The 20,471-nt window shown below is 63.4% G+C and carries 18 protein-coding genes and 2 tRNA genes; 16 read left to right on the top strand and 4 right to left on the bottom strand.

The features are described 5' to 3' along the window. Positions 1 to 407 precede the first annotated feature (407 nt). From TSA1_RS29005 to TSA1_RS28985, 5 genes are all read left to right on the top strand, one after another. Positions 408 to 644, top strand: coding sequence for a hypothetical protein (locus tag TSA1_RS29005; RefSeq protein ID WP_100179311.1), 237 nt, complete (start codon positions 408 to 410; stop codon positions 642 to 644). Between the two features lie 311 nt (positions 645 to 955). Next, the gene (locus TSA1_RS29000; protein WP_100179310.1) at positions 956 to 1,495 is read left to right on the top strand and encodes a TRAP transporter small permease subunit; all 540 of its coding nucleotides are present in this window, start codon (positions 956 to 958) and stop codon (positions 1,493 to 1,495) included. After that, on the top strand, positions 1,492 to 3,099 hold the full coding sequence (locus TSA1_RS28995; protein WP_100179309.1) for a TRAP transporter large permease: 1,608 nt from the start codon (positions 1,492 to 1,494) through the stop codon (positions 3,097 to 3,099). Before TSA1_RS29000 ends, TSA1_RS28995 begins: the two co-directional genes overlap by 4 nt. Before the next feature lie 95 nt (positions 3,100 to 3,194). Beyond that, a complete protein-coding gene (locus tag TSA1_RS28990) occupies positions 3,195 to 3,809 on the top strand; it encodes a hypothetical protein (RefSeq protein WP_100179308.1) in 615 nt (204 codons plus the stop codon). Positions 3,810 to 3,923: 114 nt separating this feature from the next. Beyond that, entirely contained in the window at positions 3,924 to 4,628 is a 705-nt protein-coding gene (locus TSA1_RS28985; RefSeq protein ID WP_100179307.1) for a hypothetical protein, read from the top strand. Between the two features lie 242 nt (positions 4,629 to 4,870). On the opposite strand, the gene TSA1_RS28980 is transcribed toward TSA1_RS28985, so the two are convergent. Continuing rightward, positions 4,871 to 5,848, bottom strand: a complete 978-nt coding sequence (locus TSA1_RS28980) for a GlxA family transcriptional regulator (protein WP_100179306.1) — start codon at positions 5,846 to 5,848, stop codon at positions 4,871 to 4,873. A 153-nt stretch (positions 5,849 to 6,001) separates the two neighbouring features. On the opposite strand from TSA1_RS28980, the gene TSA1_RS28975 reads away from it, so the two are divergent. Further along, on the top strand, positions 6,002 to 6,265 hold the full coding sequence (locus tag TSA1_RS28975; RefSeq protein WP_100179305.1) for a tautomerase family protein: 264 nt from the start codon (positions 6,002 to 6,004) through the stop codon (positions 6,263 to 6,265). Between the two features lie 71 nt (positions 6,266 to 6,336). Here the strand turns inward: TSA1_RS28975 and glnA are convergent, their stop codons facing one another. Beyond that, positions 6,337 to 7,746, bottom strand: coding sequence for a type I glutamate--ammonia ligase (gene glnA, locus TSA1_RS28970; RefSeq protein ID WP_100179304.1), 1,410 nt, complete (start codon positions 7,744 to 7,746; stop codon positions 6,337 to 6,339). A 151-nt stretch (positions 7,747 to 7,897) separates the two neighbouring features. Continuing rightward, complete coding sequence (locus TSA1_RS28965; RefSeq protein ID WP_007603495.1) at positions 7,898 to 8,236, bottom strand: P-II family nitrogen regulator; 339 nt, start codon at positions 8,234 to 8,236, stop codon at positions 7,898 to 7,900. Positions 8,237 to 8,618: 382 nt separating this feature from the next. On the opposite strand from TSA1_RS28965, the gene TSA1_RS28960 reads away from it, so the two are divergent. Both TSA1_RS28960 and TSA1_RS28955 read left to right on the top strand, forming a co-directional pair. Beyond that, positions 8,619 to 10,118: an NAD(P)H-hydrate dehydratase gene (locus tag TSA1_RS28960; protein ID WP_100179303.1), complete on the top strand. Its 1,500-nt coding sequence runs from the start codon at positions 8,619 to 8,621 to the stop codon at positions 10,116 to 10,118. Continuing rightward, positions 10,118 to 10,552, top strand: coding sequence for a GNAT family N-acetyltransferase (locus TSA1_RS28955; RefSeq protein WP_100179302.1), 435 nt, complete (start codon positions 10,118 to 10,120; stop codon positions 10,550 to 10,552). Before TSA1_RS28960 ends, TSA1_RS28955 begins: the two co-directional genes overlap by 1 nt. A 7-nt stretch (positions 10,553 to 10,559) precedes the next feature. Here the strand turns inward: TSA1_RS28955 and TSA1_RS28950 are convergent, their stop codons facing one another. Then, complete coding sequence (locus TSA1_RS28950; RefSeq protein WP_100181395.1) at positions 10,560 to 11,888, bottom strand: multicopper oxidase domain-containing protein; 1,329 nt, start codon at positions 11,886 to 11,888, stop codon at positions 10,560 to 10,562. 155 nt (positions 11,889 to 12,043) lie between these two features. Between TSA1_RS28950 and TSA1_RS28945 the strand changes: the two genes are divergently transcribed. From TSA1_RS28945 to TSA1_RS39390, 8 genes are all read left to right on the top strand, one after another. After that, positions 12,044 to 12,128 (top strand) — tRNA-Leu (locus TSA1_RS28945). A gap of 173 nt (positions 12,129 to 12,301) precedes the next feature. Then, a complete protein-coding gene (gene tig, locus TSA1_RS28940; protein ID WP_100179301.1) occupies positions 12,302 to 13,663 on the top strand; it encodes a trigger factor in 1,362 nt (453 codons plus the stop codon). Between the two features lie 319 nt (positions 13,664 to 13,982). Next, the gene (locus TSA1_RS28935; protein ID WP_100179300.1) at positions 13,983 to 14,618 is read left to right on the top strand and encodes an ATP-dependent Clp protease proteolytic subunit; all 636 of its coding nucleotides are present in this window, start codon (positions 13,983 to 13,985) and stop codon (positions 14,616 to 14,618) included. A 457-nt stretch (positions 14,619 to 15,075) separates the two neighbouring features. Then, positions 15,076 to 16,347, top strand: coding sequence for an ATP-dependent Clp protease ATP-binding subunit ClpX (clpX, locus tag TSA1_RS28930; protein ID WP_018642420.1), 1,272 nt, complete (start codon positions 15,076 to 15,078; stop codon positions 16,345 to 16,347). Positions 16,348 to 16,671: 324 nt separating this feature from the next. Further along, positions 16,672 to 19,095 carry an endopeptidase La gene (gene lon, locus TSA1_RS28925; RefSeq protein WP_100179299.1) on the top strand — a complete coding sequence of 808 codons (2,424 nt, stop codon included), beginning with the start codon at positions 16,672 to 16,674 and terminating at the stop codon, positions 19,093 to 19,095. Between the two features lie 67 nt (positions 19,096 to 19,162). Next, on the top strand, positions 19,163 to 19,567 hold the full coding sequence (locus tag TSA1_RS28920; RefSeq protein ID WP_100179298.1) for a GFA family protein: 405 nt from the start codon (positions 19,163 to 19,165) through the stop codon (positions 19,565 to 19,567). A gap of 47 nt (positions 19,568 to 19,614) precedes the next feature. Beyond that, positions 19,615 to 19,691: transfer RNA gene (locus tag TSA1_RS28915), tRNA-Val, on the top strand. Positions 19,692 to 20,031: 340 nt separating this feature from the next. Next, entirely contained in the window at positions 20,032 to 20,205 is a 174-nt protein-coding gene (locus TSA1_RS39390; RefSeq protein WP_161497275.1) for a hypothetical protein, read from the top strand. Positions 20,206 to 20,471: the final 266 nt, after the last annotated feature.

Below are 20,471 nucleotides of genomic sequence, written 5' to 3'. Positions count from 1 at the left end.
ATCGCGAAGCGCCCCTTTGGCAGGGCCGGGATGAGCGGTGTATGCCATAAATCCGAAATTCGGGAAAGTGGAATATTTTCGCGGAGAGGGCTTGACGCGGCGGTTTGGTGTTTTGCCCGACGCCTCGCGCGCGGTGGCCCGGGCCGATGTTGGTCATTCCGGGGCGCCCTAAAAGGGCGAACCCGGAATCCATTGCACGGCAGAGCATGCGGCCCGATGGATTCCGGGCCTGCGTGCTCGCGCACGTGCCAGGGAATGACGAGGGATGTGGTGGCAGGCATTCATGTCAGCGGCAGGAACAATCCCCAGGGGGCCCGTACGATGGCCGGAAGGGGGCCGATTGCGTTAGCGCAATGCCGGAAGCGGCTTGATCGGACAGACTTGCTTGAACGGCGGAGGATGCATTCATGAGCAGACCAGTGAAGACTGAAAGCGAACTGATCGCCTTGGCCAAGGCCGAGTTGAAGGTTCATGCCGACTGTCCCGATGGAATGACAATCTCGATCCTCCGCGATGGGCGCTCCTGGGAGTTTCGAGCCAGTGCAGACCGGGCCACTTCGGATCGGCCCGGCTACCCTGAATGCGTCGCCATGCTGGTCCAGATCGGCGACCACCTCTGCAAGCAGTACGACGTCGAGGGTTAGGCCGTCCCTTCGAGGTCGCATTGCGGCAAGCCGCTGCACGCCGACCGGATTCAGCACTGCGGCCAAGATTTTCGGCGTCGCTGCGGCACATGGTCCATTTTCCGGTTGACCCGAAATCGGCCGACGGTAAATGTATTTTGCTTCACGCGGCGGGTGAGACCTGAACAGGTCTGGCCAAAAACCGGCAACAAGAACGGGCGGAAGCATCAGGAGGGTGGACTAGCTCCCGCGCGGAAGTGGACGGACGCTGAATTGGCGTCACGGTCCTGCTCGTTTGGGGTCAGCACTCAGCGAGCGGGGAAAAGGCATCGATGCGCCCATTGTTGGCGGTGAGTACGGCTATCGACTGGCTGAACGAAAAAGTCGGCAATGTCTGCAACGTTCTGGTTCTCGCGGCCTGCTTGGTCAGCGCTGTGAATGCGATGATCCGGTACGCCTTCAGCTACAGCTCCAACAGCTGGCTCGAGACGCAGTGGTACATGTTCGCCGTCGTGGTGATGTTCGGCTCGTCCTACACCTTCAAGCGCAACGAGCACGTGCGCGTCGAAATCCTCTACCTCATGCTTTCCGAACGCGGCCAGTTGTGGCTCGACCTGATCGGGACATTGGTCTTCCTCGTCCCGGCGTGCCTGCTCCTCAGCTACCTCTCATGGGCGATGTTCTACAACTCGTTCATCATCGGCGAGATGTCCAACAACGCCGGCGGTCTGCTGCGCTGGCCGATCAAGTTCGTGCTGCCTGCGGGATTCTTCATGGTGGCGTTGCAAGGCGTTTCCGAAGCCATCAAACGAGCGGCGGCGCTGCGCGGCGAAGTCACCATCGACGCGAAATACGAGCGGCCGACCCAATGATCACGATTGAGATGATGCCCCCGCTGATGTTCGGCGGGCTGGTCCTGGCCATGCTGATCGGGTACCCGGTCGCCTTCACGCTCGCCGCCCTCGGCCTTTCGTTCGGCTTTCTCGCAATCCACGAAGGGTTTTTCGGGTTCAGCTTCCTGCAGGCGATCCCCGAGCGCATCTACGGCAGCGTGCTGGCGAACGAGCTGCTGCTCGCCATTCCGTTCTTCACGTTCATGGGCTCGATCCTCGAACGGTGCGGCCTCGCGGAGGATATGCTGGACTCGATGGGGCAGTTGTTCGGCCCCATTCGCGGCGGTCTCGGCTATTCCGTGATCATCGTCGGCTTCATCCTCGGCGCCATCACGGGCACCGTGGCGGCGCAGGTGATCGCGATGGCGTTGATCTCGATGCCGGTGATGATCCGTTACGGCTACAACATGCGCTACATCACCGGCGTGCTGGCGGCGTCCGGCACCATTACCCAGCTGGTGCCGCCCTCGCTGGTTCTGATCGTGCTCGCGGACCAGCTCGGGAAGTCGGTTGGCGACATGTATCTGGGCGCCTGGGGCCCCTCGATCCTCCAGATCGCGCTGTTCGCCGGCTACACGTTTGTTCTGAGCGTGATCAAGCCGGGCCACGTTCCGGCGGTGCCGAAGGAAGCGAGGACGCTCACGGGCTGGGCGCTTTGGCGCAAATGCCTTCTGGGCATCATTCCGTCCGCCGTCCTGATCTTCGTGGTGCTCGGCACGATGATGCTGGGCCTTGCCACCCCGACCGAAGCCGGCGCGATGGGCGCTGTCGGCGCGATCGTCCTCGCCGTCATCCACCACAAGGATTTCAGCTCGGCCGGGCACAAGATCCTGCTCATCGGCGTGGCGGCGGCGGGCGTCGGCACCATCATCGGCATCTACTTCACGCCCAACCTGGTGTTCAAGATCGCCTTCGCGATCGCCTATCTCGCGGTCGCCTGGGTCTGCCTTGAGGCGGTCAGGATTCCGGACCTGCGCGACCTGGTCAAGCAAGGCTACCAGACCACCATGCGCATCACCTGCATGGTGACGTTCATCCTGATCGGATCGACCTGCTTCTCGATCGTCTTCCTGGGGTGCAATGGCGGTGTCTGGCTGGAGCATATGCTGACATCGCTGCCGGGAGGCGTCTGGGGCTTCCTGATCTTCATGAACCTGTTCATCTTCTTCATCGCGTTCTTCCTCGACTTCTTCGAGATCGCCTTCATCATCATCCCGATGATCGCGCCGATCGCGCAGAAGCTGCTCGCGCCCGTCGTCGGCGCCGACGCCGCGCTGATCTGGTTCGGCGTCATGCTCTGCGTCAACATGCAGACTTCCTTCCTGCATCCACCGTTCGGCTTCGCCCTGTTCTACCTGCGTGGCGTGGCGCCGAAGGAGGTCAAGAGCTCGGACATCTATTGGGGTGCGATGCCCTGGATCGGCCTGCAGGCGATCATGGTCGCGGTCGTCATCGCGTTCCCGATCACCGTCACCGGCCTGCTGGACGCTCCCCGGAAGGTGGACCTGGACAAGATCAAGATCGAGATTCCGGACATCGAACTGCCGCCGCCGGTGCTCGATTTCGGCCAGCCGAAGAATTGAGAATTGCCTGCGCGCGGGCGCTGCTTTCGAGTTGTGCCGGATGATCCTCGCGCGGTAGCTTCGCGTTCGTCTTCGCAATCCGGAACTGCATCCAGATGACGCGCATCATCATCATCGCCGCCGCCAGCCTCCTGGTGTCGTCCTCCGCATTTGCGCAGAGCGCCCCGCCGCAGGAGGGGCCCATCACCTGCGCTGCGCCCGTTGCCCCCGACGATACCGAGCGAAGCCTGAAGCAGCGCTACGGCAAGGACGCCGTGGTGCAGAACCTGCCGGGCGCCGAAGGTGAGACCTACAAGGGCGTCGTGCTGTTTCCGAAGGCGAGGGACCGCCGCGTCGAGGTCGCCTTCACCGACGACAAGGCCGGGCGCGCCTCCGGCCTGACCTTGCGCGACGCTGGGAAAACCAGCCTCTGGAACGTCGCCGGCGTCACGATCGGATCCAGTCTCGCCGACGTGCAGAAAGCCAACGGCAAGCCGTTCCTCGTCAGCGGCTTCGAGTGGGACTATGGCGGCTTCGTCACCGACTGGAAGGGCGGCACGCTGAGCCGGCCGCTGCAGGGCGGCTGCCGGATCACGATCCGCTTCAGCGGCAAGACCGGCGCGCCCAGATCGCTGTCCGGCGACGGCGTGAAGGTCGCCTCCGACAACGCGGCGCTGGTGAAGTTCGCGCCCGTGGTGACCGAGATCGGGGTGAATTTTCCGGACAAGTGACCGAGTGGTCCACCTGGACGTTGCAACCAAAACGTGCTTTGATCCCGAATATTCCAGAGAATTTTTAGCAGCCGACGATCCTTTTTTCTATTCATTTCACGACAGGGTATTCACATGCATGATCCCGGTTGTGCCGCGACAGCGGCGGAGCAAATCCGTCTTTGGTTGTCAGTCTTGCTCGGACCTTTGGTGACGGCCATTGGATTCGGCTTCATATACAAGCAGATTCAGATTGCGGCGCTGCAAGCCGGTACTTCCGCGCGGGTGGCCGAGCGAGCCGCGACGGAAGCTGCGCAGCAGCAGGTTTGGAAGAAGGCCGAATTCCTCGCCAATCAAGTCAAGGATTTCTTCGGCGATGAAACAGTCAAGAAGGTTACGTACATGCTCGATTGGCATGTTCGAAGCATTCAACTGGAGCCCGGCAAGGAGAAGATCCTCTCCTGTCATGATGGGGAGTTCGACGCAACCCGGAAACATGAGTTGGTCATTCTGACGAGCGCACTGCGTCAGAACGATTCGACCCCCTTCACAAAACTGGAAATGCTCGTTCGGGACGATTTCGACTGGTTCTTTTTCAGGCTTGGGCAATTCCAGCACATGATTCAAGCCGGGTTGTTTTCCTACGCGGAGGTCGAAGTTCACCTCAGCTATGTTCTCGACCTGATCTCCGGTGGGATCGATCATGTCTCGCCGAAATTGGTCGAGGCAATTGATCGATACGTTCAGCTGTATGATTTTCCCGCCGTTGCCGTGCTCACTGCCGCGCGTACCAGCACGCGGGGAAAAGCAAAGGAAAGGGTTGCCCAAGCCGGCGAATGAATCACCCGATGCATCTTCATGAAGACGAAGAGGCGTCCCGTTCAGAGCGCCTGCTGTTTGTCGCGTGACGGTCAGGCCGAGGACGCGCCATGTGCGCGAGGCGCATTCCAGATCCTGGACGGTGTAAACCAATCGGTAGGAATTGGTTCGGCGCGGTTTTTGCGGATCTGATTTGTTCTTTGAGAACGAAGTGGAGTCAGATGTAGAACGAAAGCTGACGGATATGACCCGCGAGGATTATCTCACGCCGTCCGCTCCATCCGCCGTGCGCGATAGGCCTGCGGTGACATCAGAGTGAGCTTGCGGAACGCCTTGCGAAAGCTGCTCTCGTCCTCATAGCCGGTCGTGCGCGCGATCGTCTTGATCGGCTGTGTCGTCGTCTCCAGCAGCGTGCGTGCATGCTCGACGCGGCGGCGCATGATGAAGGCCTGCGGCGGCTCGTGCGTGAGCTCCTGAAACTTCCGGTTCAGCGTGCGTTCGCTGAGGCCGAGCGCGCCGGCAAGGCGCCTGACCGTCATCGGTGTCTTGCCGGTGCGGCGAACCAAAAGGTCGGCCCTGGTCAGCAGCGGGTCCTGCGAGAGCAGATAGCCGACCGGCATGAAGATCGACTGGGTGCGCTGCGCGGTATCGATGACGACGTAGTCCGCGCATAATCTTGCGGTGTCCTTGCCATCGACCAGCTCGATCAATCTGAGCAGGAGATCGACCCACGACATCGGGCCGGCCGCACAGACGATGCGGTCCGCAATCGTGATGACGGCGTCGGCGGCGAGGTCGATGGTGGGGTGGCGCTGCCGCAGCTCGCCTTGCAGCCACCAGGTGATGGTGGCGCGGCGGTGGTCGAGCAGGCCGGCGCCGGCCAGCAGAAATACGCCGCTGCAGAACGCGCCGATCAGCCGGCCGTTCGCGTGCTGCTGCCGGAGCCAGGCGCCGGCGCGGGCATATTGCGGTTGCAGGCGCTCCGCGGTGACGTGATCGACGAGGTTGCCGGGGACGAGGATGGCATCGAAGCGCGCGCGTTGCCCGACCGCGCCATCGACCGCGACCATCTGGCCGCCGCCGGCGCGCACCGGCTTGCCGTCGAGCGAGAGCGTCTGCCAGCTGAAGCGGGGCTTGGCGCCGCTCTGCTGCATGACGTGGTTGGCGAGCGACAGGATGTCGGCGACGCCTGATATCGCCGAGTGCATGCAGCCTTCCAGGGCGAGAATCGCAAGCTTCATGGGACCTCCAGGCGGGACGTGCGCGATCCTATCCGATCGGCCCCGCGGCGGCATGGCGGAAATTGCCCGATCTCTGTCTTATCCGCCACTGCCGTCTCGGGCTTGTCCAGTCCAATCTTTCGCCGTCGTCACACGACATGATTGGAGAGAGACATGCCTTACGTCACCATTTCCACCGTCCGCGGCATCCTGGATGCCACGCAGAAGAAGGCGCTGCTCGAGCGCGTCACCGATCTCCTGGTCGAGGTCGAAGGGCAGGGCAATGCGGAGTTCCGCCGCAACGTCTGGGTCAGGATCGAGGAGCAGGATCCCTCGCACTGGTCGCTCGGCGGCATGCAGCCGACGAACGAGATCATCGCCGGCACGTTCGGCGCGATCGGCGCGGACGGGCTGCGGGTCGCGCGGCCGAAGCCGTAGCTCACCGCGACCACAAAACGAAAAGGCGCTTCCATCGGAAGCGCCTTTTGCTTTGTCGCGTGAGTTCGGGCCTAGCCCGAGTAGTACATCTCGAACTCGACCGGGTGCGGGGTCATCTCGAAGCGGGCGACTTCGGTCATCTTCAGCTCGATGTAGGCGTCGATGAAGTCGTCATCGAACACGCCGCCGGCCTTGAGGAAGCCGCGGTCCTTGTCGAGGTTTTCCAGCGCCTCGCGGAGCGAGCCGCAGACGGTCGGGATCTGCTTCAGCTCTTCCTTCGGCAGATCGTAGAGGTCCTTGTCCATCGCCGGACCCGGATCGATCTTGTTCTTGATGCCGTCGAGGCCGGCCATCAGCATCGCGGCGAAGCCGAGATAGGGGTTGGCCATCGGATCGGGGAAGCGCACCTCGACGCGCTTGGCCTTCGGCGAAGCGGTGTAGGGGATGCGGCAGGAGGCCGAGCGGTTGCGCGCGGAGTAGGCGAGCAGCACGGGGGCTTCATAGCCCGGGACCAGACGCTTGTAGGAGTTGGTCGACGGGTTGGTGAAGGCGTTGATCGCCTTGGCGTGCTTGATGATGCCGCCGATGTAGTGCAGGCAGGTCTCCGACAGGTCGGCGTATTTGTTGCCGGCGAACACCGGCTTGCCGTCCTTCCAGATCGACTGGTGCACGTGCATGCCCGAGCCGTTGTCGCCGAAGATCGGCTTCGGCATGAAGGTGGCGGTCTTGCCGTAGATGTGCGCGACCTGGTGGATGCAGTACTTGTAGATCTGCATGTGGTCGGCCATCAGCGTCAGCGTGTCGAACTTCATGCCGAGCTCGTGCTGGGCGGAGGCGACCTCGTGGTGGTGCTTCTCGACCTTGACGCCCATCTTGGCCATGGCGCCCAGCATTTCGGAGCGCATGTCCTGCACCGAGTCCTGCGGCGGAACGGGGAAGTAGCCGCCCTTGGTGCGGATGCGGTGGCCGAGATTGCCGCCTTCATATTCGGTGTCGGAGTTGGTCGGCAGCTCCGAGGAGTCGAGCCGGAAACCGGTCTTGTAAGGTTCGGCCGAATAGCGCACGTCGTCGAACACGAAGAACTCGGCCTCGGGGCCGACGAACACGCTGTCGCCCACGCCCATCGACTTCACCATGGCCTCGGCCTTCTTGGCGATGCCGCGGGGGTCGCGGTTGTAGGGCTCGCCGGTGGTCGGCTCGAGCACGTCGCAGGTGATGACCATGGTGGTCTCGGCGAAGAACGGGTCGATCGTCGCGGTGACCGGATCGGGCATCAGGCACATGTCGGACTCGTTGATCGCCTTCCAGCCGGCGATCGAGGAGCCGTCGAACATCGTGCCTTCGGCGAAGATGTCTTCATCGATCATGCTGACGTCGAACGTCACATGCTGCCACTTGCCACGCGGATCGGTGAAGCGCAGGTCGACGTACTTCACGTCGTTGTCCTTGATCGATTTCAGGACGTCTTTGGCGGTCTTCATGCATACCCCTTTTGGCTCTGCGGGTCGGTTTCCAGATGAGCAAAATTATTCTCGCTCGGGCGAGTTTTGCGCGACCGCACAAACGAATTCAGGCCGCCGAAGCAGCCTTATTTCCAGTCGGAGTGTCGCAAAATTCGGGATAGCACCCGGCTCAGATAGCGTCCAGCCCGGATTCGCCGGTTCGGATGCGGATCGCCTCTTCGATGTTGGAGACGAAGATCTTACCGTCGCCGATGCGCCCGGTCTGCGCGGCGCGGCGGATGGCGTCGATGGCGCGCTCGACCAGATCGTCGCCGATCACGATCTCGATCTTCACCTTGGGCAGGAAGTCGACGATGTATTCGGCGCCGCGGTAGAGCTCGGCGTGCCCCTTCTGCCGGCCAAAGCCCTTGGCTTCGGTCACGGTGATGCCCTGAAGGCCGACCTCCTGAAGCGCTTCCTTCACCTCGTCGAGCTTGAATGGCTTGATGATGGCTTCGATCTTCTTCACTGCGCGCCTCCCGGCCTTTCGAACAAATAGCAACGTCTTCGTCAGGATGCGCTCTTCTTAACGCACGATCTTGTCTTCGCTATGCCTGAAACCCTGACCAGTCCGGCAACAACGGCCGGCCACACCCTGATATATGCCAGTGAGCACGACGAACCGAAGCGACTTCCTCGAAAGCAGGGTCTATGCCAAGTTGCAATTGCCCTGATTGTTGGAGCGTTATCAGCCTTTTAACGAGCATCCCGGAGGGGTGGCGCCGACCTGCACAAGATACCGAAGACTACGAAATAGGCAAACGGTTCAATATGTGTGCAGATCAGCGTTCCCCAGGGTGGGACGGCACGGAACGTGCCTGTTGAAAAGGCGTTTGGACCAGGGAAGTGGCATGGAAGTTCTGACCACCGCTGAAATGCAGCGCGCCGACCAGCTCACCATCGCGGCCGGCACGCCCGGTTTCAAGCTGATGCTGAGCGCCGGCCAGGCGGTCGCCGAGGCCGCCCACGCGCTGGTCGAGGAGGGGCCGATCCTGATCGTGGCCGGCCCCGGCAACAATGGCGGTGACGGTTTCGTCGCAGCCGCCGAGCTCGCCGCACAGGGACGCGAGGTCTCGGTGATCCTGATGTGCGAGCGCGACCAGCTCCAGGGCGACGCGGCCTCCGCCGCGCGCGGCTGGAAGCACCCGGTGCTTCCTTTCAATCCGCAGGCGATCGGACGGCCCGCGCTGATCATCGATGCGCTGTTCGGCGCCGGCCTCAGCCGTCCCGTCGACGGCGAGGCGCGCGCGATGATCGAGGCGATCAACGCCAACGGCGCCGTGGTGCTCGCGGTCGACCTGCCGAGTGGCATCAACGGCACCAGCGCGGCGGTGATGGGCGCGGCGGTGAACGCCACCGAGACCGTCACCTTCTTCCGCAAGAAACCGGCGCATCTGTTGCTGCCGGGCCGGAAGCATTGCGGCCGGGTGCGCGTCGCCGACATCGGCATCGAGCCGCAGGTGCTGGACGAGATCGCTCCGCAGACTTTCGAGAACGATCCGGATGCCTGGGGCAGCGCCTTTCCGGTGCCGGGCATGGACGGCCACAAATACGCGCGCGGTCATGTGCTGGCGGTCTCCGGCGACGCGGCGGCGACCGGCGCCGCCCGGCTCGCCGCGCGCGGCGCGCTGCGGGCAGGGGCGGGCCTCGTCACGCTGGCGAGCCCGCGCGATGCGCTCGCGATCAACGCGGCCGCGCTCACGGCCGTGATGGTTCGCCCCGTCGATACCGCGATCGAGTTCGGCGAGCTGCTCGGCGACAAGCGCTACAACACCTGCATCATCGGCCCCGGCGCGGGAATCGGTGAGCGCACCTGCGATCTCGTCCACACCGCGCTCACGGCGCAGCGGCATCTGGTGCTCGATGCCGATGCGTTGACGAGCTTTGCCGCAAAGCCGGAGCGGCTGTTCGAACAGATCAAGTCGTCGCAGCACAATGCGGTGGTGCTGACGCCGCACGAAGGCGAGTTTCCGCGCCTGTTCTCCGACCTCAGCAACAAATTTCCCGGTCGCTCCAAGCTGGAGCGCGTGCGCGCCGCCGCCGAGCGCTCCGGCGCCGTCGTGCTCCTGAAGGGACCCGACACCACGATCGCCGCCCCCGACGGCCGCGCCACCATCGCCGCCAATGCGCCGCCCTGGCTCGCCACCGCCGGCGCCGGCGACGTGCTGTCCGGCATCATCGCGGGGCTGCTGGCGCAGGGCGTGCCGGCGTTCGAAGCCGCCAGTATCGGCGTCTGGATGCATGGTGAGGCGGCGCGCGAGGCGGGGCCGGGACTGATCGCGGAGGATCTCACCGAGACGCTGCCGGCCGTGCACCGACGGATCTATGATGCGCTCGGGGTCGAGTACTAGTGCTCAGACAGCTCGCGCTCGCCGACATGGGCGCGGCCGCGCAAGTCCATCGGATCGCGTTCGACAAGGCGATGCCGTGGCTCGTTGGGCTACACACGCCGGATGAGGACCGCTGGTTCTATCGCGAGCGTGTCTTTCCGACGTGCCGCGTGTGGGGATGTTTCGACGACGAGGTGCTGAGCGGGATCATTGCGTTCCGTGAGGGCTGGGTCGAGCAGCTCTACGTGCTTCCAGCGGCCCAGGGCCGCGGTGCCGGCACCGAGCTCCTTGATGTCGCCAAGCAGGTCTGTGATCGGTTGGAGCTCTGGACGTTCCAGCGCAACACGCGGGCGCGCCGCTTCTACGAGGCGCGCGGCTTCGCGCTGGTCGAGCAGACTGACGGGGCGCGAAACGAGGAGAAGGAGCCCGACGCTCGCTACCTTTGGACGCTCTAGCTGAGGCTCACTCCACCGCGTACCAGCGCACCAGCCGCGGCGCGGCCCAGTCCGTTGCAACCGACTCGATCAGCCAGCGTCCGGGGGAGGTCGCCGCGAAGGCGATGCGCTGGGTCTGGCCGGGCTCGACCGCCAGCGTGTCGAGCCAGTAGGGCTTCCAGCCGTCGTCGAGCTTGTCGAGCAGGCGGAAAGAGTGGCCGTGCAGGTGGAACACGGTCGTGATCGGGCCAGGGCTCTTCAGTGTCAGCACGACGGTGCGGCCGGCCTTGGTGCGGAAGGCGGGGGTGGAGGCGGTGGAGAAGCCTGCCGGCCGGGTCCAGCCGGCGTCGGGCGCGCCGAGCGCGACATCGAACCGCAGGGCGCCGCGGAGGTCGAGCGTCTCGGGCAAGCCGTTGGACGGGAGGGGCTGTGGCGGCGCCAGCGGTGTGCGCCGCTCCATCTGGTCCGATATGTTGAGGCTTCCGATGGGACGCGCCTCCTTGCCGTCGTGCAGGAGGAATGCGGCCGATGCGGCCGCATCGACAAACGCGTCAGCTCGTCCGCCCGGGGCGAGCACCAGGGCGCCGTTCCGCGCCGGGAACGGCTCGGCGGGCTGGCCGTCGAGGGCCATCACACGGACGTCGTAGCCTTCCAATTTGATTGCGAGAACAGTGCGTTGGGAGCCGTTGATGAAGCGCAGCCGCAGCCGCTGATGGCGCAAGGCTGAGAGTTCGAATGAAGTCTGCCCGTTGATCGTATAGAGCGGCGCCGAGCCCTTCGGGTCCTGCCCCGGGGGAAGCGCCGTTCCGTCCGGACGCAGGCGCCATTCCTCGATCAACAGCACCTCATCACGGTCGACGACTTCAGGGCTGGTCTCGGCTGCGATGACCGGAAGCGGGCGCGCGGGATGCTTCATTCCGTCCTCGAACAGGCGAAAGTCGGTCAGCAAGGTTCCCGCATTGGATATTGAAATGATTGATGTTTCGACCGCATTTGGCAGGGCAGGCGCGCGCCCTCGCAACGGGTCGGTCGCGGCCCCGCCGTTCAGGCCGTACCAGACTGGCGCAAGCGGGACAGGAAGGTCGTTCCGAAACACCAGCTCGCAGCGGTCGCCGCGCTTGAGACGGACGTTCCTGAGGTGGCTTACGGCGGCCAGCTCCCAGATTGGTGTAGCTGGCTGCCCGGGCCGGAGAATGAGGGTTGACGACCTGGCCTGAAGGGCAATCTGGGCGGACACGGGCGGGGTTGCGCCGCCCGCCAACAGCCCGGCCGCGGAAGCGCCGAGGGAGGCGCCAAGGGAGGCGCCAAGCCCGGCCAAAACGTCGCGCCGATTGGGGTCCAGGATCCGCGGTTTCATGGCCCCGATCCGGACCATGCCGCGCTGGATAAGTCCAGCCGTCGTGCCTACTTGAAGCCTGCCTCCATCAGGCCATTTTTTTGCTGCGAACAGTCAGGCGCATGCTATAAGCCCGGCCGCCCGCGGCATCGCGGCCGGTCTTGATGCAAATTCACGCGGGCGTGGCGGAACTGGTAGACGCGCTGGATTTAGGTTCCAGTGACGAAAGTTGTGGGGGTTCGAGTCCCTCCGCCCGCACCAAGCGCTTATCGCGTTTGCACGGATTACGAGACCTGCTTTCGCGCGGATGTTTGTCCGCTGGGGGCCGGTCCGATGAAGCACCGGCGGTGAGGCGATTGCCTCGCGCCGGATCGATTAATGACAGCGTCCCGACGCATGCGCGCCGGGACCGAACGAGAAGAAGATTGGACGCCATGCAGGTCACAGAGACCCTCTCGGAAGGTTTGAAGCACGAGTTCAAGATCAGCGTTCCCGCGTCTGATCTCGACGCCAAGGCCGGTGCCAAGCTCGTTGACCTCAAGGACAAGGTCCGCATCAACGGCTTCCGCCCCGGCAAGGTGCCGGTCGCTCACCTGAAGAAGGTCTACGGCCGCTCGGTGATGGCCGAGACCATCGACCAGACCATCCGCGACACCAACACGCAGCTGTTCTCCGAGCGCGGCTTCCGCCTTGCGACCGAGCCGAAGATCACCATGCCGAGCGAGCAGGCCGAGGTCGAGGAGCTGCTGAGCGGCAAGACCGATCTGACCTACACGGTCGCGATCGAGGTGGTGCCGGCGATCGCGCTTGCCGATTTCAAGACCTTCCAGGTCGAGAAGCCCGTCGCCGACGTCAGCGACGCCGACGTCGACGAGGCGATCAAGCGTATCGCCGACAGCAACCGCGGCTATGCCGCGAAGGCCGAGGGCGCCAAGGCCGAATCCGGCGACCGCGTCACCATCAACTTCAAGGGCAGCATCAACGGCGAAGTCTTCGAGGGCGGCACCGGTGAAGGCATCCAGGTCGTGATCGGCTCCAACACCTTCATCCCGGGCTTCGAGGAGCAGCTGATCGGCATCGGTGCCGGCGAGACCCGCACGCTGAAAGTGTCGTTCCCGAAGAACTACATGAACGAGAAGCTCGCCGGCCAGCCGGCCGAGTTCGAGACCACCGCGACCACGATCGAGGCGCCGCAGGACGTTGCGATCGACGACGAGTTCGCCAAGAGCCTCGGCCTCGAATCGCTGGACAAGCTGAAGGAAGCCGCGCGCGAGCGTCTGGTTGCCGAGTTCGCCGGCGCGACGCGCCAGCGCGTCAAGCGCGCGCTGCTCGACCGCCTCGACGAGGCGCATCGCTTCGAGGCGCCGCCCTCGCTGGTCGACGAAGAGTTCAATCTGATGTGGAACTCGGTCAACGCCGAGATGGCCTCGGCCGGCAAGACCTTCGCCGACGAGGACACCACCGAGGACAAGGCCAAGGAAGAGTACCGCAAGATCGCCGACCGCCGCGTGCGGCTCGGCCTCGTGCTCTCCGAGATCGGCGAGAAGAACAAGATCACCGTGACCGACGACGAGGTCGGCCGCGCCGTGATCGAGCGCGCGCGCTCGATGCCCGGCCGCGAGAAGGAGGTCTGGGACTATTACCGCAGCAACGCCCAGGCGTTGGCCCAGCTTCGCGCACCGATCTATGAGGACAAGGTCGTCGACTTCATCCTCGAGCTCGCCAACGTGACCGAGAAGAAGGTTTCGCGCGAGGATCTCTACAAGGACGACGAGGCGGAAAAGACCGCAGCCTGAAGGGTTTGAGGCAGGCATCTATTAAGGATGATCGGCGAAGGGGTCCAGCTAGCCAGATGGCCGGCTGGGCCTCTTTGTGCGAATCAGCTTCAACTGCCCGACGGATTAAGCCTTAATTCGCTCCGCACTTGTCAGAAGCGAATTGGGCTATATCTGTCGGTACGCCCTGTACCCGAGTCTTCCGCCTAAAAGTCTTCCGCTAAAAGTGCTCTACACCAACAAGTCCTGCATCACGGGACGTCCGTCGGCCTTCCGGCAAATCCAGCCCAACTGGCAGCCACGACAGGCGATGTCCACGTCCGAAAAACCTAGGTGACTCATGCGCGATCCGGTTGAAACCTACATGAACCTCGTGCCCATGGTGGTCGAGCAGACCAACCGTGGCGAGCGCGCCTACGACATCTTCTCGCGCCTCTTGAAGGAGCGCATCATCTTCCTGACCGGACCGGTCGAGGACGGCATGTCGACGCTGGTCGTCGCGCAGCTTTTGTTCCTCGAGGCCGAGAATCCGAAGAAGGAAATCTCGATGTACATCAACTCGCCGGGCGGCGTGGTGACCTCGGGCCTCGCGATCTACGACACGATGCAGTTCATCCGCCCGCCGGTCTCGACGCTGTGCACGGGCCAGGCTGCCTCGATGGGTTCGCTGCTGCTGGCCGCCGGCGAGAAGGACATGCGCTTCTCGCTGCCGAACGCGCGCATCATGGTGCACCAGCCCTCCGGCGGCTTCCAGGGCCAGGCCACCGACATCATGCTGCACGCCCAGGAAATCCTGAACCTGAAGAAGCGGCTCAACGAGATCTACGTCAAGCACACCGGCCAGACCTACAAGTCGATCGAGGACGCGCTGGAACGCGACAAGTTCCTGACCGCGAACGACGCCAAGGAGTTCGGCCTGGTCGACAAGGTCATCGACAAGCGCGCTGAGGAACCGGCAGCGGCGAAGACCCAGTAACACTACTGGGGTGGCGGCGATCCCTCGGCAAGCCCTTGGGACCGCCGGTGACTTAATCAGGTGGCGTTCACGCTATGGACGCGTGTACGCCTTGCAAAACGCAGTTTTGCGCCCTGCGACAGGCAGAAAGTTCCGCTTTCGTGCTTGTTTTTCGTGGCAATCCAGCAACGGCGGGGTGATTTCGGTCACTTCGCCCGTGCCAACGCCGGAAATCACGGTATTGTCACGGGTAGCCGGCGACCCCCGATTAGCGAATTCTTGATAGTCGGGTGACAGCATGGTTGGCTACGAATGATCGGCTATGATCGCGGAGAATCGAGCGACCGTGATTCGCACGGGATGTAATGCGTAGGGTCTTTTTTGGTACGGAATTTGCTCTACTTAAGCTTCATGCCGGCCATCGTGCCGGAATGGAGCGATCGAGCGGAACGGGATCGAACCGCGGACGGAGACATGAATGAGTAAGGTCGGCACGAGCGACTCCAAGAACACGCTATATTGCTCGTTCTGCGGCAAGAGCCAGCACGAAGTCCGCAAACTGATCGCGGGTCCCACGGTCTTCATCTGCGACGAGTGCGTCGAGCTCTGCATGGACATCATCCGCGAGGAGAACAAATCCTCGCTGGTCAAGTCGCGCGACGGCATTCCGACGCCGAAGGAAATCTGCAAGGTGCTGGACGATTACGTCATCGGCCAGAGCCATGCGAAGAAGGTCCTCTCGGTCGCGGTGCACAACCACTACAAGCGCCTCAACCACCAGACCAAGCACAACGACGTCGAGCTCGCGAAGTCGAACATCCTGCTGATCGGCCCGACCGGTTCGGGCAAGACGCTGCTCGCGCAGACGCTCGCCCGCATCCTGGACGTGCCGTTCACGATGGCGGACGCGACGACGCTGACCGAGGCCGGCTATGTCGGCGAGGACGTCGAGAACATCATCCTGAAGCTGCTCCAGGCCGCCGACTACAACGTCGAGCGCGCCCAGCGCGGCATCGTCTACATCGACGAAATCGACAAGATCAGCCGCAAGTCCGACAATCCCTCGATCACGCGCGACGTGTCGGGTGAGGGCGTGCAGCAGGCGCTGCTCAAGATCATGGAAGGCACGGTGGCTTCGGTCCCGCCGCAGGGCGGCCGCAAGCATCCGCAGCAGGAATTCCTGCAGGTGGACACCACTAACATCCTGTTCATCTGCGGCGGTGCGTTCGCCGGCCTCGAGAAGATCATCTCGGCGCGCGGCCGGTCGACCTCGATCGGTTTCGCGGCCCAGGTGATGGCGCCCGAAGACCGCCGGACCGGCGAGATCTTCCGTCACGTCGAGCCTGAGGACCTCCTGAAGTACGGCCTCATCCCGGAATTCGTCGGCCGTCTGCCCGTCGTGGCGACGCTCGAGGATCTGGACGAGACCTCGCTGAAGAAGATCCTGACAGAGCCGAAGAACGCGCTGGTGAAACAGTACCAGCGGCTGTTCGAGATGGAGAACATCGAGCTGACCTTCGCCGACGAGGCGCTTGGCGCGGTCGCCCGCAAGGCGATCGAGCGCAAGACCGGCGCGCGAGGCCTGCGTTCGATCCTCGAAGCGATCCTGCTCGAGACCATGTTCGACCTGCCGGGCCTGGAAGGTGTGGAAGAAGTCGTGATTTCCCGCGAAGTCGTGGAAGGCACGGCCCGTCCGCTCTACATCTACGCCGATCGGACCGATCGCGCCGTCGAGAACGCCAGCGCCTGATCTGGCGGCGCTGGAACGCTCCTTTTGTACCTTCAAGTGGGGCTGCGGACGAGTATCTCCGCAGCCGGTGTTGCGTCGCTTACCGCGTTGCGTAAGCGCCTGATGGCGCGCGTTTTTCAATGACTTGACACCCCCCCGGTCGATAGCCACCTAATGTCGGCGGCGAGCGAAAATTCTCTTCAAGATTCGCCTCAGTTCCGATCCGGCAAGGCCGGTCCAACCTTCGACTGGTAGGCCGGTTTGTGGATCACCTCGGCACCTTGTGGCGGTTGCGCATGAAGACGGCGGGCTGCGTGCAAGGGGGCAAACCAAAAGGAAAAGGCCATGACTAATCCAAAACCGCGGCCAACCATCGTCCATGGCGAAACGCACGCCTATCCCGTGCTGCCATTGCGCGACATCGTCGTCTTCCCGCACATGATCGTTCCGCTCTTCGTCGGCCGCGAGAAGTCGATCCGCGCGCTTGAAGAGGTGATGAAGAACGACGCGCTGATCATGCTCGCGACGCAGAAGAATGCGTCCGATGACGATCCGGCGCCCGATGCCATTTACGAGACCGGTACGCTCGCCAGCGTGCTCCAGCTCTTGAAGCTTCCCGATGGCACCGTGAAGGTGCTGGTCGAGGGGCTCGAGCGTGCGCGCGTGCAGAAGTACACTGATCGCGCCGACTATTACGAAGCAACCGCAATTGCGCTCGCCGACACCGATGCGAAGTCGGTCGAGGCGGAAGCGCTGGCGCGCTCGGTCGTGTCCGACTTCGAGAGCTATGTGAAGCTCAACAAGAAGATCTCGGCCGAGGTCGTCGGCGTCGTGCAGGCGATCACCGACTTCGCCAAGCTCGCCGACACCGTCGCCTCGCATCTCGCGGTCAAGATCGCGGACCGCCAGGGCATCCTGGAGACGCTGTCCGTCACCACGCGCCTGGAGAAGGTGCTGGGCCTGATGGAGAGCGAGATCTCGGTGCTGCAGGTCGAGAAGCGCATCCGCTCGCGCGTCAAGCGCCAGATGGAGAAGACCCAGCGCGAGTATTATCTCAACGAGCAGATGAAGGCGATCCAGAAGGAACTCGGCGACGACGACGGTCGCGACGAGCTCGCCGATCTCGAAGAGAAGATCTCCAAGACCAAGCTCTCCAAGGAAGCGCGCGAAAAGGCGCAGCATGAATTGAAGAAGCTGCGCCAGATGTCGCCGATGTCCGCGGAAGCGACCGTCGTGCGCAACTATCTGGATTGGCTGCTGTCGATCCCGTGGAACAAGAAGTCCAAGGTGAAGAAGGACCTGGAGCAGGCGCAGGCCATCCTGGATTCCGATCACTACGGGCTGGAGAAGGTCAAGGAACGCATCGTCGAGTATCTGGCGGTGCAGTCGCGCGCCAACAAGCTGACGGGCCCGATCCTGTGCCTCGTCGGACCTCCCGGCGTCGGCAAGACCTCGCTCGGCAAGTCGATCGCGAAGGCGACGGGACGCGAGTTCGTGCGCGTCTCGCTCGGCGGCGTGCGCGACGAGGCCGAGATCCGCGGTCACCGCCGCACCTATATCGGCTCGATGCCCGGCAAGATCATCCAGTCGATGCGCAAGGCGAAATCGTCCAATCCGCTGTTCCTGCTGGACGAGATCGACAAGATGGGCGCCGATTTCCGCGGCGATCCGTCGTCGGCTCTGCTCGAGGTTCTCGATCCCGAGCAGAACGGAACGTTCAACGACCACTATCTCGAGGTCGACTACGATCTGTCCAACGTGATGTTCATCACCACCGCGAATACGCTCAATATTCCCGGACCGCTGATGGACCGCATGGAGATCATCCGGATCGCGGGCTACACCGAGAACGAGAAGGTCGAGATCGCGCGCAAGCATCTGATCCCGAACGCGGTGTCCAAGCACGGCCTGGACTCCAAGGAATTCTCGATCGACGACGACGCGCTGCTGCTTCTGATCCGCCGCTACACCCGCGAAGCGGGCGTGCGTAATCTGGAGCGTGAGCTCTCCACACTCGCCCGCAAGGCGGTGAAGGAGCTGATGATCTCCAAGAAGAAGTCGGTCAAGGTCACCGAGAAGACTCTGGAAGAGCTGCTCGGCGTGCCGAAGTACCGCTTCGGCGAGATCGAGAGCGAGCCGCAGGTCGGCATCGTCACCGGCCTTGCCTGGACCGATGTCGGCGGCGAGCTGCTGACCATCGAAGGCGTCATGATGCCCGGCAAGGGCAAGATGACGGTCACGGGCAATTTGCGTGACGTGATGAAGGAGTCGATCTCCGCGGCGGCGTCCTATGTCCGCTCGCGCGCGATCAACTACGGCATCGAGCCGCCGATGTTCGACCGCCGCGACATCCACGTCCACGTGCCCGAAGGCGCGACGCCGAAGGACGGTCCGTCCGCGGGCGTTGCGATGGCCACCGCGATCATCTCGGTCATGACCGGCATCCCGGTCCGCCACGATGTCGCGATGACCGGCGAGATCACGCTGCGCGGCCGCGTGCTGCCGATCGGCGGCCTGAAGGAGAAGCTGCTGGCTGCGGCCCGCGGCGGCATCAAGACGGTGCTGATCCCCGAGGACAACGCCAAGGATCTCACGGAGATTTCCGATGCGATCAAGGGCGGCATGGAGATCATCCCGGTCTCCCGTCTCGACGACGTCATCGCCAAGGCGCTGGTGAAGAAGCCGACGCCGATCGTCTGGGAAGAGGACACCAAGGTGACGGTGAAGCCCGACGGCGACGAAGCCGCCGGCGGCCTGACCGCTCACTGATCTCGAGCGAAAGATGATAAAACGGCGCCTTCGGGCGCCGTTTTTGTTTTCGGGAGGGGACCAGGCGATGCAGATCGACGGGCAATGCCATTGCGGCAAGATCAGCTACGCGGCCGAGATCGACCCGGAGGCGGTCTCGGTGTGTCACTGCACCGACTGTCAGACCCTGACCGGCTCGCCGTTCCGTGTGACGGCTGTCTGTTCCGGGGCCGACGTCCGCCTCACCGCCGGCACGCCCAAGGTCTACGGCAAGCGCGGCGACAACGGCCGGATGCGCTTCCAGCACTTCTGCACCGATTGCGGTTCCCCGCTGTTCACCAGCGGCGAGGGCGACCAGGCCGACGATTGGGGCATCCGCTGGGGCTCGATCCGCCAGCGCGACAAATTGCGCCCCGTCAGGCAGATCTGGTGCCAGTCCGCGGCGGTCTGGATCGACGCGGTGCCGCTGCTGCCGGGCCGCCCGCAGGATTGAGGTCGGGCTTGCCCAGCAAGGGCGGGTAGGGATAAAGAGGCGGCGAGGGGCGGTTAGCTCAGCTGGTTAGAGCATCTCGTTTACACCGAGAGGGTCCGCGGTTCGAATCCGTGACCGCCCACCAGCCTTCGTTCGCTTCGCGAGCTACGGCTCGGCAAGTCGGCACACTCGGCAAGTCGGCGCACTCGGCAAGTGAGCAGAACTCGGCAAGGCATCACACCGAATTCGGTAGAGCGAAGCGAGGGAAGGTTTGTCGTCGAGGACGAATTGCACGCCGAGCCCCAAGGGCGATTTCCGACACGCCAACAGGCTCTCGCAGAATTGCAGCGGCTCGCCGCGACGCTCGGCCGATCGCCGCGCGTGCAGGAGAGCCCGCTCGGTCCGATCGCCGAGGTGCTGATCGACCGCGCCACGATCGCTACCTCGACTTGCGCCGGGTCTTTGTGGTGGACTAGATTGTGCTCATGATCCAAGGTTTCGCCCTGATTGTCCTGCCGTTTGCTGCGGTTTTGCTATGGATCGGCTTGCGGCGCACAGCTCCGCTGAGCGTTACCGTGGCGGAAGCCTTGGAATTGGGGGCGATTGTCTGGATCGGGCTTTTCGCGCTGTTAGCGACACTGTATTTCAGGACCCATTGATGATGCGACATATCCTCGAGGCCACCGCTGCTCCTCGAGGCCATCGCTGCGGTTTGGCGGGAATACCGTCCACCCGCTCGCGAAAGGCGAATGATCAAGGCCCGCTGCCGCTGGGCTTCGCGTGTGCGCGCGGCAGCCATGGAACACTATCCCGAGCAACTGCGGGACCAAAGCGCGATGAGATTTGGATGAATCGTCATCGCGCTTTAGGTTGTTGTTTGCGCATGATCTTTCCGGAAAACCGCTTCGCACTTTTCCGGATCATG

The sequence above is a fragment of the Bradyrhizobium nitroreducens genome, from assembly GCF_002776695.1.
In the GTDB taxonomy this organism is placed as follows: Bacteria; Pseudomonadota; Alphaproteobacteria; order Rhizobiales; family Xanthobacteraceae; genus Bradyrhizobium; species Bradyrhizobium nitroreducens.
The sequence above is the reverse complement of the archived record's forward strand: the minus strand, read 5'-3'. Positions and strand labels throughout refer to the sequence as shown.

Coding starts and splice junctions, on each gene's coding strand:
- TSA1_RS29005 (WP_100179311.1), top strand. CDS start 408: ATGAGCAGACCAGTGAAGACTGAAAGCGAACTGATCGCCTTGGCCAAG.
- TSA1_RS29000 (WP_100179310.1), top strand. CDS start 956: ATGCGCCCATTGTTGGCGGTGAGTACGGCTATCGACTGGCTGAACGAA.
- TSA1_RS28995 (WP_100179309.1), top strand. CDS start 1,492: ATGATCACGATTGAGATGATGCCCCCGCTGATGTTCGGCGGGCTGGTC.
- TSA1_RS28990 (WP_100179308.1), top strand. CDS start 3,195: ATGACGCGCATCATCATCATCGCCGCCGCCAGCCTCCTGGTGTCGTCC.
- TSA1_RS28985 (WP_100179307.1), top strand. CDS start 3,924: ATGCATGATCCCGGTTGTGCCGCGACAGCGGCGGAGCAAATCCGTCTT.
- TSA1_RS28980 (WP_100179306.1), bottom strand. CDS start 5,848: ATGAAGCTTGCGATTCTCGCCCTGGAAGGCTGCATGCACTCGGCGATA.
- TSA1_RS28975 (WP_100179305.1), top strand. CDS start 6,002: ATGCCTTACGTCACCATTTCCACCGTCCGCGGCATCCTGGATGCCACG.
- glnA (WP_100179304.1), bottom strand. CDS start 7,746: ATGAAGACCGCCAAAGACGTCCTGAAATCGATCAAGGACAACGACGTG.
- TSA1_RS28960 (WP_100179303.1), top strand. CDS start 8,619: ATGGAAGTTCTGACCACCGCTGAAATGCAGCGCGCCGACCAGCTCACC.
- TSA1_RS28950 (WP_100181395.1), bottom strand. CDS start 11,888: ATGAAACCGCGGATCCTGGACCCCAATCGGCGCGACGTTTTGGCCGGG.
- tig (WP_100179301.1), top strand. CDS start 12,302: ATGCAGGTCACAGAGACCCTCTCGGAAGGTTTGAAGCACGAGTTCAAG.
- TSA1_RS28935 (WP_100179300.1), top strand. CDS start 13,983: ATGCGCGATCCGGTTGAAACCTACATGAACCTCGTGCCCATGGTGGTC.
- clpX (WP_018642420.1), top strand. CDS start 15,076: ATGAGTAAGGTCGGCACGAGCGACTCCAAGAACACGCTATATTGCTCG.
- lon (WP_100179299.1), top strand. CDS start 16,672: ATGACTAATCCAAAACCGCGGCCAACCATCGTCCATGGCGAAACGCAC.
- TSA1_RS28920 (WP_100179298.1), top strand. CDS start 19,163: ATGCAGATCGACGGGCAATGCCATTGCGGCAAGATCAGCTACGCGGCC.
- TSA1_RS39390 (WP_161497275.1), top strand. CDS start 20,032: ATGATCCAAGGTTTCGCCCTGATTGTCCTGCCGTTTGCTGCGGTTTTG.